This is a genomic window from Acinetobacter tianfuensis (assembly GCF_003611465.1).
Lineage (GTDB): Bacteria > Pseudomonadota > Gammaproteobacteria > Pseudomonadales > Moraxellaceae > Acinetobacter > Acinetobacter tianfuensis.
In genome coordinates, this window is record NZ_RAXV01000004.1 from 36,636 (window position 1) to 52,290 (window position 15,655).

The window sequence follows — 15,655 nt, forward strand, 5'->3', positions numbered from 1 at the left end:
AAAAATGGTCTGGATTAAACCGTGATGCGCTGACGGCAAGCCTCATACAGCGCCATTCCTGTTGCCACACTGACATTTAAGCTTTGCAAATTGCCAGACATTGGAATAAATACCGTCTGATCGCACTGTGACTGCGTAATCGGGCGTAAACCTGTATCTTCTGCGCCCATAACAATACACACTGGCGTACCTGTGAAATCAAATTGCTGAATAGGTAAAGCTTTTTCATCCAACATGGTGCCGACAACACGAACATTATGTGTTTCTTTAATATGTCCAAGCGTACGCGCTAAATTGGTGACTTGTATAAACTTCACTTTTTCTGCACCGCCAGCAGCTACTTTACGTGCAGTCGGTGTCATTGTTGCAGCCCGGTCACGCGGCACAATAACTGCCTCAACACCCATGGCTGCCGCCGTACGGACACATGCGCCTAAATTATGCGGATCTGTAATATGGTCCAATGCCAGCAGTAAAGGCTGATGCTTAGATTCTAATAATTGATCTAGATCTTTTTCATTTAAAGTCGGATGCGGACGCACAGCAGCAACTACACCTTGGTGAAACGGCTGACCCGCCAATTTTTCCAATGTATCACGGCTGGCTTTTTGAATACTGATGCCAAAGGGTTCCGCCAACTCAAAAACATGCTGCAAACGCTGGTCATCACGGCCTTTTAACGCAAATAATGTTAGAACGCGTTCTGGCTCAAGCTCAAGTAATGACTCCACAGCGTGAACGCCATAATAATATTCTGGTTTTGCCATGAACGGCCTCTTAACTGCTATCAATCAAATTCAAAAAAGAAAAATCCCGCAAAGCCGGCTTTGCAGGATTTTTGCTGAATCGCTAGTTTAACTGATTCAAGGCAAAATTTCTTGGCCTCGCTTCAATTCACACCGCTGTTTCAATTAGCCTTCAAAATGGCAAACATAATCAAGCACATCATCAGTTTCGATTTTAAAACGGCTGTTTCCCGGTACATAGAATGACTGGCCTGCACGGAATAATTCGCTTTCTTCGCTGTCGCCAATTTGCACACGGCATTCGCCAGATACAATTTCCATACGCTCTGGAACGTGCGTTTCAAAAGTCAGCGCTTTTTCTGTTGGAAGCAAAATACCCAGTGTTTTTTTAGTGCCGTCTTCAAATTGCACAGTATGGCTGATACACAGGCCGCCGAAGTAAACATTAGATTTTTTGATAACTGATACATGATCAAACTGAGCTGACATGCGTATTTCTCCAGATAAAGCTATTTATAATATTTAGACTGATGTAGTTTAATTATGCACACGCAACTAATCAATCTATGAATGCACAGCTAAAACAGCTCTGCCTCTCCCTCAGTACCTGAGATTCTTCAGCTCAAATACTCCCGCATATTTTGCCGAGTCTAAAACAACTGAAATCAAATCTCCAATCAATTTTTATGATGCTGTGATTTTCAAATTATGCACTGTTAGCGCTTGAAAAAAATAATATTTAATTCACTCCAATCCGCTTTTTGCCAAAATGCATTTACTTCAGCATTAAGCTGCCAATTTAATTTGCACGCATGACAGGCTGATGAAATAAGCAATCACATGCGCTGTCCAATGATCGCAATACCTTTAAACTCAAGAAAGTCAGCTGCAGCCTGCTATATTTTTCAGCCAAAATTCAGTTAGAATTACACTGTTTTTCGGCATCTTATAATAAAAGCCGTCTTGTGAGAAAAACAAAACTTGTCTATCTTAAACTCAAACTTTTCGCAGCTTGGATGCGTTTATGCTGACACATTTAACACTGATCAATTTTGCATTAGCTGACCATTTAGCCATTGATATCGCACACGGCTTCAATGTGCTGACAGGTGAAACCGGCGCAGGCAAATCTTTGCTGCTTGATGCCCTCTCTGCCAGTTTAGGCGAGCGTACAGACACGAACTATGTACGTTATGGATCAAATAAAGCCGATGTGACAGCGACATTCAGCTATGAAGATAATTCACCTGAAGCCATTTGGCTCAAAGAGCATGAGCTGGATGATGAGTCTGGTGAAATTCATCTGCGCCGTGTCATTTTTGCTACAGGACGCAGCAAAGCATGGATTAATGGCCGTCCAAGCAGCCTGTCCGAATTAAAAGAAATTGGCCGCCTGCTGGTACAGCTTTACAGCCAGCATAGTCAGCAGCAGCTTCTCGAACCGCCTTATCCTAAACATTGGATTGACCGTTACAGCAATTTTTACCAGCCTGCTCAAGCCGTGCGGGATGCTTATAGCTTATGGCAAAAACATATCCGTCAGCACCAAGCTGCACTGGATGCGCAAGCAACCCGAAAGCAGCGCATCGAAACCCTGCAGCTGCAGCTGGAAGAATTAGAAGAACCCGTACAGCTGGACTATAAAGAAATCGAGCAGGAATTTGACCGCCTCAGCCATCATGAACATATCATGCAGGACTGCAGCTACAGCTTGGCTGCGCTGGATGATGCTGAACAAAATATTAATCAGGAAATTGCCTCGATTTTACGGCGTATAGAGTCTCATTCAGGGCGCAGTGAGCAGCTGTCTGAAATTTACAATTCCATGCTGAATGCTCAAAGTGAATTGGATGATGCCACATCAAATCTCAGACAGTTTATTGACCGCCAAAGCTTTGACCCTGAACGTATGGAAGAGCTGAATACACAGCTTGAAAGTTTCCACCGCCTAGCGCGAAAATACCGCACCCAGCCTGAACAGCTGAAAATGGAATATGATGCCTGGCAGCTGGAACTGCAAAAACTGCATGAATTGGAAGATCCAGAAACCTTAGCTGAACAGGTTGAACTTTCATATCAAGACTTTTTAGCGAAGGCGGAGCATCTCGATCAGATCAGGCGGGCGGCAGCTGAACCACTGGCGAAACAACTGACCGAGCAAGTAAAACAGCTGGCACTGCCTGAAGCGCATTTTGAGTTTAAATTTGAACCGCTGGATCAAGCCTCAAGCGAAGGCCTCAGCTTCATTCAGCTTTTATTTACAGCCAATAAAGGCATTCCAGCCCAGCCTTTAGCCCGCGTTGCTTCAGGCGGTGAGCTGTCACGTATTGCACTGGTGATGCAAGTGATGAATGCTGAAAAAACAGATGCTGAAACGCTGGTTTTCGACGAAATTGACGTCGGCATCAGCGGCGGAACTGCGGAAATCGTGGGCCGTCTGCTGGCAGATTTAGCACAGCATGTGCAAATTTTATGTATTACCCATCAGGCACAGGTAGCAGCGCAGTCTGATCAGCACTTGCTGGTGCAAAAGCGTCAAACCGACCCAGCCAGCAGTACCATTTTCAAATTGGAAGAAGATGGCCGCATTCAAGAGCTTGCCCGTATGACTGGCGGTGTGGAAATCAGCGAAACAACATTGCAGCATGCGCGCCAGTTGCGGAATTTAAAATTTCAGCACGCCTGAGTTCTAAAACATTAAAGCCTTTGAGTCACTCAAAGGCTTTTTTATCACGTCTTATTAATGTTGATTACCCAAAGCTACTTCACTACTCCTTGATATATAAAACCTTTTAAACCTAAGGTATAGCGCAAGTATTTATTTTGCGGATAATACTGTTCATTTAAAAGCATGACATCAACACGTTTAGGCCCAACTTTTAAGTAATTTTGGCTAGCACTGCGGTCTATATCGTAATGGCAATCATAATCGACCGAAATTTTATCCAGCTTCTTTTGTTTGTTTTGAAATATATAAGATTTGAGTAATTGCTTCGGACCAACTTCAACTGCACGTACCTGATGCATCCCAGTGCAACTATCTCCTTTGTAATAGCTACGCACTAAATACACTGTTTTATTCTGGATTCGAACAGGCTGAATTTGGTTAATCCACCCTGAACTAAATTCATCAAAATGTTGAGTTTGACCTGTGTAATATTGCACATAACTATCCCACTCGCCCATCGTACCGCCACCAGAGACATCAAAACTATAAAACTTTAATTTCCTATCTGGTGAATACTGCACATGCACATAGCCTTGTTTGACTAAAGCAGGAAAATCATAGTTAAAGCTGTTTTTATCATTCGAAATAATCTCGACAATAGCACTTTCAATATCACTATTTACCTCATAAAAATTCTGCTGTTTGAATTTTTTCAGCACTTGAATTTCTTGTTGCTGAAACTGCTGTACATTCGCAAAACTTAAATGAGAAGCCGTGCTAATCAGGATCATCACAATCAATTTATAGGTATTCTTCATTTTTATCCTTGATAATTGTGCAAATTGTTCCAACCATAAAGTAATTTTAGCAAAACTTTATCTTTAGAAATAAGCACATTCTGTTCAAATCCCAACAGCTTCATGTATCCCATAAATATCAATATTAAAAATAAACTGTATATTCAAATCTGCTGCCAACAAAATATAGTCAGAATTCAAATATATCTTTTTGCATAAAAATTCATTGTTGAATCTAATTTTGTTTAGTATGTTGATAAATACATAATTATTAATACTCATCTGATTAAGATAGGGGGACGCCATTCGGTGACCAAACAATTTCTGACGCACCAATGCTTAATTGCCCCGCCCAATATGCAAGATGATTTTTTTGCAAATACGGTGATTTATTTGGCGCGCCACGATGAAGATGGCGCTCAAGGCATCATTATCAACCGGCCTTCTGGCTTACAAATTAAAGAATTACTCAACGACCTTGAAATTGATGCAGACTATGTCAATCCGCATGAAGTCCTTCAAGGCGGCCCATTACGCCCTGAAGCAGGATTTGTGCTGCATACTGGCCAGCCGACATGGCATTCATCCATCGCCGTCGGTGAAAATGTCTGTATTACCACATCAAAAGACATTTTAGATGCAATTGCGCACAATCAAGGTGTAGGCCGTTACCAAATTGCGTTAGGCTATGCCAGCTGGGGGAAAAATCAGTTAGAGCAGGAACTTTCACGCGGTGACTGGCTGGTTTGCGACTCAGATATGGATTTAATTTTTAACTTGCCTTACAGCGACCGCTGGGATGCAGCCTATAAAAAAATGGGCGTCGACCGTAATTGGCTCTCTTCTGAGATTGGACATGCCTGATTTAAACCAGCCACAGACAATTATGGCTTTTGATTTCGGTACACAAAAAATGGGGATGGCAGTCGGCCAATCCATGATTGAAAGCGCAAACCCGCTGGCCTTATTTCCGATGAAAGACGGTATCCCTGTCTGGGAAAATTTGCTGAAAATTGTGAAACAGCATCAGCCCACGCTATTTTTAGTCGGCTTGCCTCTGAATATGGATGACAGCGAGTCTGAACTTTCAGCCCGCGCACGAAAATTTGCCCGCCGTTTACGCCATCAGACCAACATTGAAACACAGATGGTCGATGAACGCCTCACGACCCGTGAAGCGCGGGATGAATTGGAACATTATCAAGCGCAAGGCCGCGGAAAAAAATTATCAGCAGACAGTATTGCCGCAGCCTTATTTATTGAAAGCTGGTATCGGAATCCTGAAGGCATACAGCCTTAATGCATATTTAAAGCCTGCAGAATCTCCAGCATTTTGTTATAAAGTAACCCTATATCTATCTTTTGAACCTTTATTGAACCCAGCAGGTCCCTATGGCACTTTCCAGTTTTGGTAAAATTCTGACTGTCCTTGACTTATTTTCTGTCTCACGTCCAATTATTAACGTAGACATTATCAGTGAAGAATTGGGCTTATCAAAACCCACCAGCTACCGCTACCTGAAAGAGCTGGTTTCTGCAGAGCTGCTGCAGCGCCTCAGCGGTACTTCGGGTGACTATACATTGGGCTCAAAGATTGCCGTTTTAGATTATATTTCACGTAAAACAGATCCACTGGTTCAAATCAGCATTCCCTTTATGCAGGAAATTGTGAAACGTACCGAGTTTTCCTGCCTGCTGACACACCTTAACAGAGATTCATGCATTGATCTGCATGATGAGGTCTTTAAAAATACCTTGCTGCTGTCTTATGGACGCGGCTGCCCCCGCCCTGTATTTGTCGGCTCATCGGCAAAAATCATGATTTCGCATTTGCCAAAACAATCCATGCTGGACTATTTCGACCGCTTTTCAGACCAATTAGCACATCTTAACTTTGCTGCCGATCAGCAAGAATTTTTAGACAAGATGAAAAAAATCAAAAAGCAAGGTTATTATTTTTCAAATGGTGAATTAGATCCGAACATTGCAGGCTTATCGGTACCAATCAAATTTTCCAGCAAAGAGCCGCCTCTGGCACTCACGCTGCTGGCCTCTAAAAACCGCTTTGAATTTGTAAATTTGCCAAAATTAATCGAAATTCTGCAGGAAAGTGCCCATTTAATTGAAAAACAGTTTATGACGCTTTCTGAAGAACAGCCTCTAAACAGTTTGGAAAATGAAGAGTAAAATCACAAACAATGGCTTGTATTCAAAAATAAATTCTCATAATATGATTATTGTTCTTCTCAGCCATAATGTTCCATGACATGTTGGCATAACGATAGAAGGCATTTCTCAGAAGTAAAAAGCTCATGTTTCCATGGGCTTTTTTCTTATTCCATATTTATCGTTTCAAACTGGAAAGAAATAGCGGAAGGTCAAATTAATTCGCGGCTCTATAATTTTAGCTGATTTTGCAATGCAATGTTTCCAGTATTTTTGCGTTTGGCCGCGCATGACAATCAATTGCCCGCTATGCAGCATCACGTCCACCTTATGCTGCTGAGTTTTATGCTGAAAACGCATTTTTCGCGCAGCCCCGAAACTTAAAGAAGCAATAACCGCTTCGCCGGTATTTGGCGAGATCAGCGCCGCCTCATCATCACTGTGCCAGCCTACAGCCTGCTGACCATGTTCATATAAATTCGCCAGACATGAATTAAACGGATGCCCTGTCAGTTTTTCTATATGCTGTTTTAAACGGAATAATCCTGCATTCCATGCTGCTGCCTGTTTCAAACTTCCTGAATAGCGGTACTGATAATTTTCATCGCCATACCAAACAACTTTGCGATCTGTCACATAATGCTTGCCATGCAAAAAGACTTCATCTGGCTGCCATGCCAACTGCGCTAAAAAATAGCGCATATATTGACAGCTCTGCGCTTCATTTAAAATTAAGCCATAATCCTGAACCTCTCCATCACAAAACAGAAGATTATCTTGGCACTCGGGTGCAAACAATTCCAATGTCATGGCTATTTCCTCCACGGTCTTTGCATTCAGCCCCTTTGAGCCTTATCCGCTGCTGCTTGCAGCGACTTGAGTGTTCATGCTGATTCGGCTTTAACAGCTTAGATAATACACTGACCTGACAATATGCAAGAGACAGCATCTTTCTTTGTAGATAAAGCGATAACCAGCTTAGACGCAATTGCGGCTGAACAAATTAAATACAGCCTAGATAAGATTGAACAAAGCCGTAGAATGATGATCATCTCAACTGTCACAAATGATTGGCGCAGATTACACTTATTTCATGAAAGAAGGCTGCACTGCAGGACATGGTGCGCACCATAAAATTTACTGTCAGGACAGCCTGCATACAGAATCTTTTGATACCACGGCAAAAGTCTAAATATTAAAAAAATTATGTGTACTTTTGAGGAAAATGACGAGACATGCAATGAAAGCGCCAGCTCAATCACGACAAAAATAAAAAAAGCCCGCATACGGCAGGCTTTTTGATTGTCTTGCTTAGCGCTGAACTTTTTGTTCGATTTCTTCTACGCTGGTATGGCGTACATCTAGACCTTTGACCATATAAATCACCTGCTCAGAAATATTGCGGGCATGATCACCGATACGCTCCAGTGAACGCAGCACCCACATGACATTAATCACTCGGGTAATATGACGCGGATCTTCAATCATATACGTCATTAGCGTACGCGTTGCTGACTGATACTCACGGTCAATATCTGCATCGGCCAGCAGTACTTTCAAGGCCTGATCAACATCTAAACGGGCAAATGCATCTAAGGCATCATGAATCATCACCCGTACCTGATTGCCAATATGACGTGTTTCCATGTAACCGCGAGGTGAGCCGCCTTCTTCACATAAACTCTGTGCAATCCGCCCAATTTTCGCCGCTTCATCACCAATACGCTCTAAGTCAGTATTGGCTTTAGACATCGCAATCACCATCCGTAAATCGATGGCTGCAGGATGACGGCGAGCTAGAATCAAAGTCAGCGCTTCATCAATTTCTGTTTCTAAACGGTTGACGATATTGTCCTGAAACTGCACATCAATAGCCATAGTGGCATCTGTATCCAACAGCGCATGAATGGCATTTGCAACCTGCTGTTCAACCAGACCGCCCATGGTCATAAATTTAGTGTTTACATCCTGCATATCTTCATTGAATTGCGAAGAAATATGGTGACTTAGCACAGGATTATTTGGCAAGAGACGTACTCCACAGCTGCAAATGAAAGATAAATGAATACGCCATATTAAAGCACAGCGATTGTGAAAGTTTGATGACTGCTTAAGGTTTATTTATCCGCAGATCAACCGCGGGCTGCGCCAGCCAAACATTCATTTCGTCCAAATCAGTTTCGGTCAATTTACCAACCGCAGCCTTCAGCCGCAGCACATGCACCAAATAATCATATTTGGCATTCAAATAATCCTGCTTTGCTGAAAATGCATTGCGCTGCGCCAAAAGCACATCCACCATGCTTTTAAGCCCTTCACTATACTGCGCCTGAGAAGCCTTAGACACCGTAGCAGAGGAGTCCATAGCGGCTTTGCGCGCTTGCAATTTAGACTGGTCTGTTTCGACTTGCATATAAGCCTGCTTCACATCGGTACTGGCTTTACGAATTGCGGCATCTAATTCAGCATCACTTTTTTTGACATTTACACTGGCCTGTTTAATCGATTTTTGCGTCCGGCCGCCAGTATAAATATTCCAGCTCATTTCCACACCGACCTGATCAAACTGGCCATCCTGAGACATAATTGAGTTTGGACTTTGCTTGTTATAGCCATAGCTTCCAACAGCCTCAATTTGAGGATAAAGCGCCGCCTTTTCTACGCGTTTTTTATCCTCTGCATAACGCTGCTGCATACGCGCAATTAAAATCCCTAAGTTCTGCCCCAGAGCCAAATCTTCCCATGCCTGCATGCTGCTCGGCACAGGTTTTTGAAATTCAAAATCATCACGCAGCACAGCTAAACTTTCCTGATACGGCCCAATCAGCTGCTGCAGCTGTTCCTGCGCCAGCACCAGCTGCACATTTGTTGCCATTCGGTTGGCTCGGGCATTTTGGTATTGTGCATTTGCCTCACTGACATCACTTTTCGCCACTAAGCCTTCTTTTAATTTTGCATCCATCATTTTCAGCTGTTCAGACAGCGCTTTCTCTTCTTGCAAGTTGGCAACGGTCAGCGCCTGCTGGCGCAGGACATTAAAATATGCTTCAGCGACTTTTAAAATATGATCTTGACGCTGCTGACGCAGATTCAGCTCACTCAAATGGATAGAAGTTTTGACTTGCTTTAAACCTTCCCAAGCATCCCAGCGGAACAGCGGCTGACGCGCAGTCAATGCAATTTGCTTGCTGGTCACGCTTTCAGGCATGCCGAAGCCAGCGCTCGATCCAGCATCATTTGCGCCTTGATTTTTACGCGTAACATTGCCCGTAATGGTCACTGTTGGCAAAAGATTGCCTGAGGCGATGCCCAAATTCAGCTGATCTGCCTCATACTGCAGCTGATGCGCTTTCCATGCTGGATCTGACTGTTTAGCCCGCTCATAAGCTTCGACTAAATCCAAAGCCAAAACCCATGGACTGAAGAGCAAAGCGCAAGTGCAGAATACGTATTTTATCTTCATTTTATTGGTAAATCCCTGCAACCCAATACCGCTTCTTCGGCATTTCACTTCAAATTTAAGCAAATACTAAAGAGAATTATGCTAATTTCCGTATGATTTTTATTAATTTTTTACACAGTTTTAATCATTTAACGCATTATTGTTTTGAAGAGATTACTCCTTCGGACATCACCGTAACAAAGCAATGCACAATACTACACATTATGAAGCAGATTATCGTTATAGAATATAAACATTCTATCGGGCAAGCTTTACTTTCGGTTTTATATACAGGTGAATGTGTTTAAGCTTTCTTCCAATGCGCTTCAGCTGAGCGCTTCATTCCTATGTTTATTGACACTTGCTGGCTGTGGACAGCAGGCTGAACCGCAGCCGGTAAAAGAGCAGATTACAGCCAATCAATCACAGAATGAAGCCTTAGACCTTAGCCAAATGTGCGACAAGCTAAAAAGCGGCATGATGCAGATCAATGATCAGCGTACAACTTTTGCCTTGGAACAAATTAACCAAGACCTAAAAGTATGCCTGCCGCTGTTAAATTTAGAACAGCAAAAAGAGATGCTGAGGCTCTCTACACTCATGTATAAAAATTTTCTGCATGTAGAGCGTACTCCTGCACAGCAGCTGGCCTTTGAAAAATATGCCTTTGATATGGCGCAGCACCCGACAATTCACCAAAGCCACTTTGCGCAGCTGGCACTGCGTGATCAATATTTACTCAAGCACAAAGGGCAAGCCTATGTGGAGCTGGTCGATACCGGCGCTGAGAAATTGGACTATAGACGCAGCCCTGAATATTTAGGCCGTATTTTCGCTCCCTATATGCCTGAGGCTGAAAGTGTTTTTATCGAAAATCTGGCTCATCAAAATACTGAAGGTGTCTTGCTTGATGGCGCTCTGACTATCGAACCTTTTGAAATTGCGCGCCGCGCTTTATTTTGGGAGGATTATATTCAGCGTTATCCGCGCAGCAGCTATTTGCAGGATGCAAAAAATTTATCTGCACACTACCAGCGCCTGCTGTTTATCGGCTCTAAAGCCTCACCTGTATCCGACAGCTATACAGATAAATATTCCGTTTCTGTCAGCTCTTGGGAGGAAATCGCGAAACTGGCTCAATCCGACAATTCTGCTTTATCCAAACAAGCGCAAAAATTTTTAAACTTCTATCTCATGACAAATGCTGAACGCAGCAAAACATTGGGCGCGCAGCAAAATCAGAGCCCAGAACAAATTTTAACTGCATATCTTGGCATTCCCAAAATTACAAATAACAAAGACTGTTTCAGCGATGCAATTTGTATTTAACCGTTCAGCACAAACAGCATTTTAAATTTATCTCTATTCGCCAGCCTGTAAATCCTTGCTTTTAGCCCTTTGCAATACACTTGAACTCGGCTAATATCCATCCATCGCTTGACGGAGCGCGAGTATGCCCTCGCTGAGATCATCTAATGAAGATGAGTACCGTTGAACCTGATCAGGTTAAAACCTGCGTAGGAATCAAGCCATCTAAAAACCGAAGCCCTATTTTTATCTATTTCCGTAGAAATACCTTTTATTTACGACAATACAATTGTGAATAACTGTCAAAAAATAGACTAAATCGCCACCGTTTTTGGTCGTGCTTGATTCGTTGATGTCATTCATAAGGATCATTGCAATGAACCAATTAACGAATCTATCCCCTGTCGATCAACTTGCACAACATGAGCAAGAAGCCAAAGATCTGACCCGAATTTTACCTGCATCTAAAAAAGTCTATATCCAAGGCTCACGTCCTGACATTCAAGTACCGATGCGTGAAATTGAACTGACGGATACCCCAACAGGTTTAGGCGGTGAAAAAAACCCACCGATCATGGTCTATGACACTTCAGGTGTGTATACCGACCCTGCTGTAGAAATTGACCTGAATAAAGGTTTACCCAATGTCCGTGAAACTTGGATTGAGGAACGTGCCGATACCGAACGTTTAGATACACTGACTTCAAAGTTTGGGCAAGAACGCTTAAAAGATATCCGTACTGCTGATATTCGCTTTGCACATATCCAAAAACCACGCCGTGCCAAAACAGGTCAAAACGTATCGCAAATGCATTATGCCAAACAAGGCATCATCACCCCTGAAATGGAATACATTGCGATTCGTGAAAATCAGCGTCAACGTGAAGGCGTAGACATGCGTCAACATGCAGGACAAAACTTTGGCGCACGTAACCTCATGGAAATCACCCCTGAGTTCGTGCGTAAAGAAGTGGCTGAAGGTCGTGCCATCATTCCTGCCAATATTAACCACCCTGAATGTGAACCGATGATTATTGGCCGTAACTTCTTGGTGAAAATTAATGCCAACATCGGCAACTCTGCGCTTGGCTCTTCGATTGATGAAGAAGTCTCTAAAATGACATGGGCAACCCGTTGGGGTGCAGACACCATCATGGACTTGTCTACAGGTAAAAATATCCATGAAACCCGTGAATGGATTATTCGCAACTCCCCTGTACCGATTGGAACAGTACCGATTTATCAAGCACTTGAAAAAGTCGATGGTGTTGCAGAAGATTTAACTTGGGAAATTTTTAAAGACACGCTGATTGAACAAGCTGAGCAAGGTGTGGATTACTTTACCATTCATGCAGGCGTGTTATTACGTTATGTACCGATGACAGCAAACCGCCTGACAGGTATCGTGTCACGTGGTGGTTCGATCATGGCGCAGTGGTGTTTGGCGCATCATGAAGAAAACTTCCTCTATACCCATTTCGATGAAATCTGCGAAATCATGAAAGCCTATGACGTGTCATTCAGCTTAGGCGATGGTTTACGTCCGGGATGTATTCAGGATGCCAATGACGAAGCACAATTCTCAGAACTGCGTACTTTGGGCGAACTGACACATCGTGCATGGCAACATGACGTACAAGTGATGATTGAAGGTCCAGGGCATGTGCCGATGCACATGGTAAAGGAAAATATGGACTTGCAGCTTGAAGTTTGTCAGGAAGCTCCGTTCTATACCCTAGGTCCACTCACGACGGATATTGCACCGGGTTATGACCATATTACTTCGGCGATTGGTGCAGCCATGATTGGCTGGTATGGCACGGCGATGTTGTGTTATGTGACACCAAAAGAGCATTTGGGCTTACCGAATAAGAAAGATGTCAAAGACGGCATTATCACTTATAAAATTGCGGCGCATGCAGCTGATCTTGCCAAAGGTCATCCGGGTGCACAGGTGCGTGACAATGCGCTCTCTAAGGCACGTTTTGAGTTCCGCTGGGAAGATCAGTTCAATTTGAGTTTAGACCCTGACACTGCGCGTTCGATGCATGACGAAACTATGCCGAAGGAAGCGCATAAATCAGCGCATTTCTGTTCGATGTGCGGTCCAAAATTCTGTTCGATGAAAATCACTCAAAATGTGCGGGATTATGCAGAAGCGCGAAAGAGCGGCCAATTTAAAACGGAAATGGATGAAAACATTGAAAAAGGCCTCAATAGCATGAAAGCCGTTTATCAGGAACATGGTCAAAAGTTGTACCGCAAAGTTTAATTCTGAAAAAAACAATTTGTCTTCGGGCAATTCTCAGTTAGGATGAAAAACAGCTGTTTTTCATCCTAATAATGCCTATGAATATTATTAAACAAGCCTCTTATAACAACCAAGATTTTGCCATTGAAGGCCGTGAAACTGTATTTAAAGGCTTTATTCAAGTTGAAAAAGTCAGCCTGCGTTACCGCCTATTCAATCAAGATAGCTACAGCAATACGCTGCAGCGCGAATTGATCCGCCGTAAAGAAGCGGCCGGCGTCCTGCTTTATAGCCATTCACAGCAAAAATTTGCTTTGATTGAGCAGTTCCGTATCGGCGCAATAGAGGATACTGAATCGGCTTGGCAGCTGGAAATTATTGCAGGTGTGCTGGATGGAGATGAATCACCAGAGAGCTGTATCCGCAGAGAAAGTCTAGAGGAGTCTGGCTGTCAAATAGATCAATTACAGCATCTATTCAGTTTTTATCCGTCTGCTGGCGCATGTTCAGAACTATTTCACTTATACAGCGCGGCAACTGTATTGCCAGATCAGGGCGGTATCTTCGGCATGCCAGAAGAAGGTGAAAATATTCAGCTGCATATTTTAAATTATTCAGATCTGCCCGCTCTAATGACCAGCGGTCGGCTAAAGAATGCGCCTGTCATTATGGCCTTGCAATGGCTGCAGATGCACATTGATAATATGAAGAATGTCTAAGGGGAAGGACATGCCTTTCATCACTCAGAGCAATAAAAGATCAGATTGGACGATCGTACAGATATCAGATACACACCTGATGGATCATCAGGATCTCAAATTTGTATCTATGAATCCTGAACAAAGTTTTCATGATGTCATTCATCATGTCCAAACACAGTTCCCCAAACTAGATGCTATTGTTCATACGGGTGATTTGGCTCAAGTTCCAGTGCAAAAAACCTATGACCGCTATCTGCAATTTATGCAGACACTCAACACGCCGCACTATCAAATTCCCGGCAACCATGACCGCGCCGAAATTTTTCCTTTTCATGAGCAGGCAAACCGCGCTCACGCCATTCACTTTGGCGCGTGGACTATGGTGCTGTTAAACAGCGCGGTAAAAGGCAAAGTTGATGGCTGGGTCGCAGAAGCGCAGCTGCAGCAGCTGGATGAGCTGCTGAGCGCCCATCCTGAGCAGCATATCATTATTGCCTGCCACCATCATCCTTTTGCCATGCAGTCACATTGGATAGATCAGCATAAATTGAAAAATGCGGAGCATTTGATGGACGTTATCGCAAAACATGCCAATGTGCGTATTGTGCTATGCGGTCATGTACATCAAGACTCGAGCAATACTTGGGAAAATGTACGATTTTTGTCAACACCTTCAACCAGTGTTCAATTTAAACCGCATAGCCCTACTTTTGCACTTGATCAGGAACTGCCAGGCTATCGGGTACTGCATTTGTACAATGATGGCGCATTTGAAACCGAAGTATTTCGGGTGAAAATGACCCAACCGCAAATTAATGCAGAAATTTCAGGTTATTAACTTTGCAATTTGTTTTTTTTCCTTTACTTTATGACGTCAAATGGAATAGTGATATAAATAATCCAAACACCAGGGCTGTTAAAAGGGAAAAAAAGTCTATATGATGACGGCCCCCGAGGGGGAAACTCCTTGAAGGGTGGATATAACATGCATATCACCATATTTTTTGCGTATAAAATATACGTATATGATGAGGATTGCCCTATATGGCGAATGATAACCAAAATCAAGTTTTAGACGAACAAACTGATATTGCAGAAGAAAAGGCTGTAAAACGCGTGCGTAAAACTAAGCCTAAGGCTGCTGATGGCGGCTTTGCTGCAAGCTTGTTTGGTATTGAGCCTTATCAGCTGAAGAAAAATGAAGAATACATGTCTGAAGGCCAGCTTGTGCACTTCCGCCAAATTCTTTTAGCATGGAAAGCTGAGCTGATGTCTGAAGTAGACCGCACGCTAAATACCATGCAGGATGAAAATACTGCGCTTCCTGACGTAAACGACCGCGCAACGCAAGAAGAAGAGTTTGCGATTGAGCTTCGTACACGTGACCGTGAGCGTAAATTGATCCGTAAAATTGAACAGTCAATCGAAGCGATCAAAAATGATGACTACGGTTTCTGTGAAACTTGCGGTATCGAAATCGGTTTACGCCGCCTCGAAGCGCGTCCAACTGCAACTTTATGTATCGACTGTAAAACACTTGCAGAGATCAAAGAGAAGCAAAATAACGGTTAATTCT

At 43.2% G+C, this 15,655-nt stretch carries 15 protein-coding genes and 1 riboswitch; of the genes, 9 read left to right on the forward strand and 6 right to left on the reverse strand.

The window, feature by feature from the left end:
* Positions 1-14: 14 nt before the first annotated feature.
* Positions 15-767: a 23S rRNA (guanosine(2251)-2'-O)-methyltransferase RlmB gene (gene rlmB / locus D7V32_RS03205; RefSeq protein WP_120401475.1), complete on the reverse strand. Its 753-nt coding sequence runs from the start codon at positions 765-767 to the stop codon at positions 15-17.
* 144 nt (positions 768-911) lie between these two features.
* Positions 912-1,235, reverse strand: a complete 324-nt coding sequence (gene ppnP, locus D7V32_RS03210) for a pyrimidine/purine nucleoside phosphorylase (protein WP_120401476.1) — start codon at positions 1,233-1,235, stop codon at positions 912-914.
* A 535-nt stretch (positions 1,236-1,770) separates the two neighbouring features.
* Here ppnP and recN point away from each other — a divergent pair.
* Positions 1,771-3,432: a DNA repair protein RecN gene (gene recN, locus D7V32_RS03215; RefSeq protein WP_120401477.1), complete on the forward strand. Its 1,662-nt coding sequence runs from the start codon at positions 1,771-1,773 to the stop codon at positions 3,430-3,432.
* 74 nt (positions 3,433-3,506) lie between these two features.
* Here the strand turns inward: recN and D7V32_RS03220 are convergent, their stop codons facing one another.
* Positions 3,507-4,232 (reverse strand): hypothetical protein, encoded by a 726-nt coding sequence (locus D7V32_RS03220; protein ID WP_120401478.1) that lies wholly within the window; start codon positions 4,230-4,232, stop codon positions 3,507-3,509.
* A 288-nt stretch (positions 4,233-4,520) separates the two neighbouring features.
* Here D7V32_RS03220 and D7V32_RS03230 point away from each other — a divergent pair, with 288 nt between their 5' ends.
* From D7V32_RS03230 to D7V32_RS03240, 3 genes are all read left to right on the forward strand, one after another.
* The gene (locus D7V32_RS03230; RefSeq protein ID WP_120401480.1) at positions 4,521-5,075 is read left to right on the forward strand and encodes a YqgE/AlgH family protein; all 555 of its coding nucleotides are present in this window, start codon (positions 4,521-4,523) and stop codon (positions 5,073-5,075) included.
* Complete coding sequence (gene ruvX / locus D7V32_RS03235) at positions 5,068-5,511, forward strand: Holliday junction resolvase RuvX (RefSeq protein ID WP_120401481.1); 444 nt, start codon at positions 5,068-5,070, stop codon at positions 5,509-5,511. The genes D7V32_RS03230 and ruvX overlap by 8 nt, the downstream gene beginning before the upstream one ends.
* Positions 5,512-5,603: 92 nt before the next feature.
* A complete protein-coding gene (locus tag D7V32_RS03240; protein WP_120401482.1) occupies positions 5,604-6,398 on the forward strand; it encodes an IclR family transcriptional regulator in 795 nt (264 codons plus the stop codon).
* A gap of 165 nt (positions 6,399-6,563) precedes the next feature.
* On the opposite strand, the gene D7V32_RS03245 is transcribed toward D7V32_RS03240, so the two are convergent.
* From D7V32_RS03245 to abuO, 3 genes are all read right to left on the reverse strand, one after another.
* Complete coding sequence (locus tag D7V32_RS03245; RefSeq protein ID WP_120401483.1) at positions 6,564-7,187, reverse strand: alpha-ketoglutarate-dependent dioxygenase AlkB family protein; 624 nt, start codon at positions 7,185-7,187, stop codon at positions 6,564-6,566.
* A 501-nt stretch (positions 7,188-7,688) separates the two neighbouring features.
* Positions 7,689-8,405, reverse strand: a complete 717-nt coding sequence (gene phoU / locus D7V32_RS03250) for a phosphate signaling complex protein PhoU (RefSeq protein WP_120401484.1) — start codon at positions 8,403-8,405, stop codon at positions 7,689-7,691.
* 82 nt (positions 8,406-8,487) lie between these two features.
* Positions 8,488-9,840, reverse strand: coding sequence for a multidrug efflux outer membrane protein AbuO (abuO, locus tag D7V32_RS03255; RefSeq protein WP_120401485.1), 1,353 nt, complete (start codon positions 9,838-9,840; stop codon positions 8,488-8,490).
* A 279-nt stretch (positions 9,841-10,119) separates the two neighbouring features.
* Between abuO and D7V32_RS03260 the strand changes: the two genes are divergently transcribed.
* From D7V32_RS03260 to dksA, 5 genes are all read left to right on the forward strand, one after another.
* On the forward strand, positions 10,120-11,148 hold the full coding sequence (locus D7V32_RS03260) for a hypothetical protein (RefSeq protein ID WP_228200165.1): 1,029 nt from the start codon (positions 10,120-10,122) through the stop codon (positions 11,146-11,148).
* Between the two features lie 102 nt (positions 11,149-11,250).
* A riboswitch (TPP riboswitch) is annotated at positions 11,251-11,360 on the forward strand.
* A gap of 143 nt (positions 11,361-11,503) precedes the next feature.
* Positions 11,504-13,399 carry a phosphomethylpyrimidine synthase ThiC gene (thiC, locus tag D7V32_RS03265; protein ID WP_120401486.1) on the forward strand — a complete coding sequence of 632 codons (1,896 nt, stop codon included), beginning with the start codon at positions 11,504-11,506 and terminating at the stop codon, positions 13,397-13,399.
* Positions 13,400-13,476: 77 nt separating this feature from the next.
* Positions 13,477-14,097: an NUDIX domain-containing protein gene (locus D7V32_RS03270; protein WP_120401539.1), complete on the forward strand. Its 621-nt coding sequence runs from the start codon at positions 13,477-13,479 to the stop codon at positions 14,095-14,097.
* A 10-nt stretch (positions 14,098-14,107) separates the two neighbouring features.
* Positions 14,108-14,917, forward strand: coding sequence for a 3',5'-cyclic-AMP phosphodiesterase (cpdA, locus tag D7V32_RS03275; RefSeq protein WP_120401487.1), 810 nt, complete (start codon positions 14,108-14,110; stop codon positions 14,915-14,917).
* Between the two features lie 206 nt (positions 14,918-15,123).
* Complete coding sequence (dksA, locus tag D7V32_RS03280) at positions 15,124-15,651, forward strand: RNA polymerase-binding protein DksA (RefSeq protein WP_120401488.1); 528 nt, start codon at positions 15,124-15,126, stop codon at positions 15,649-15,651.
* Positions 15,652-15,655: the final 4 nt, after the last annotated feature.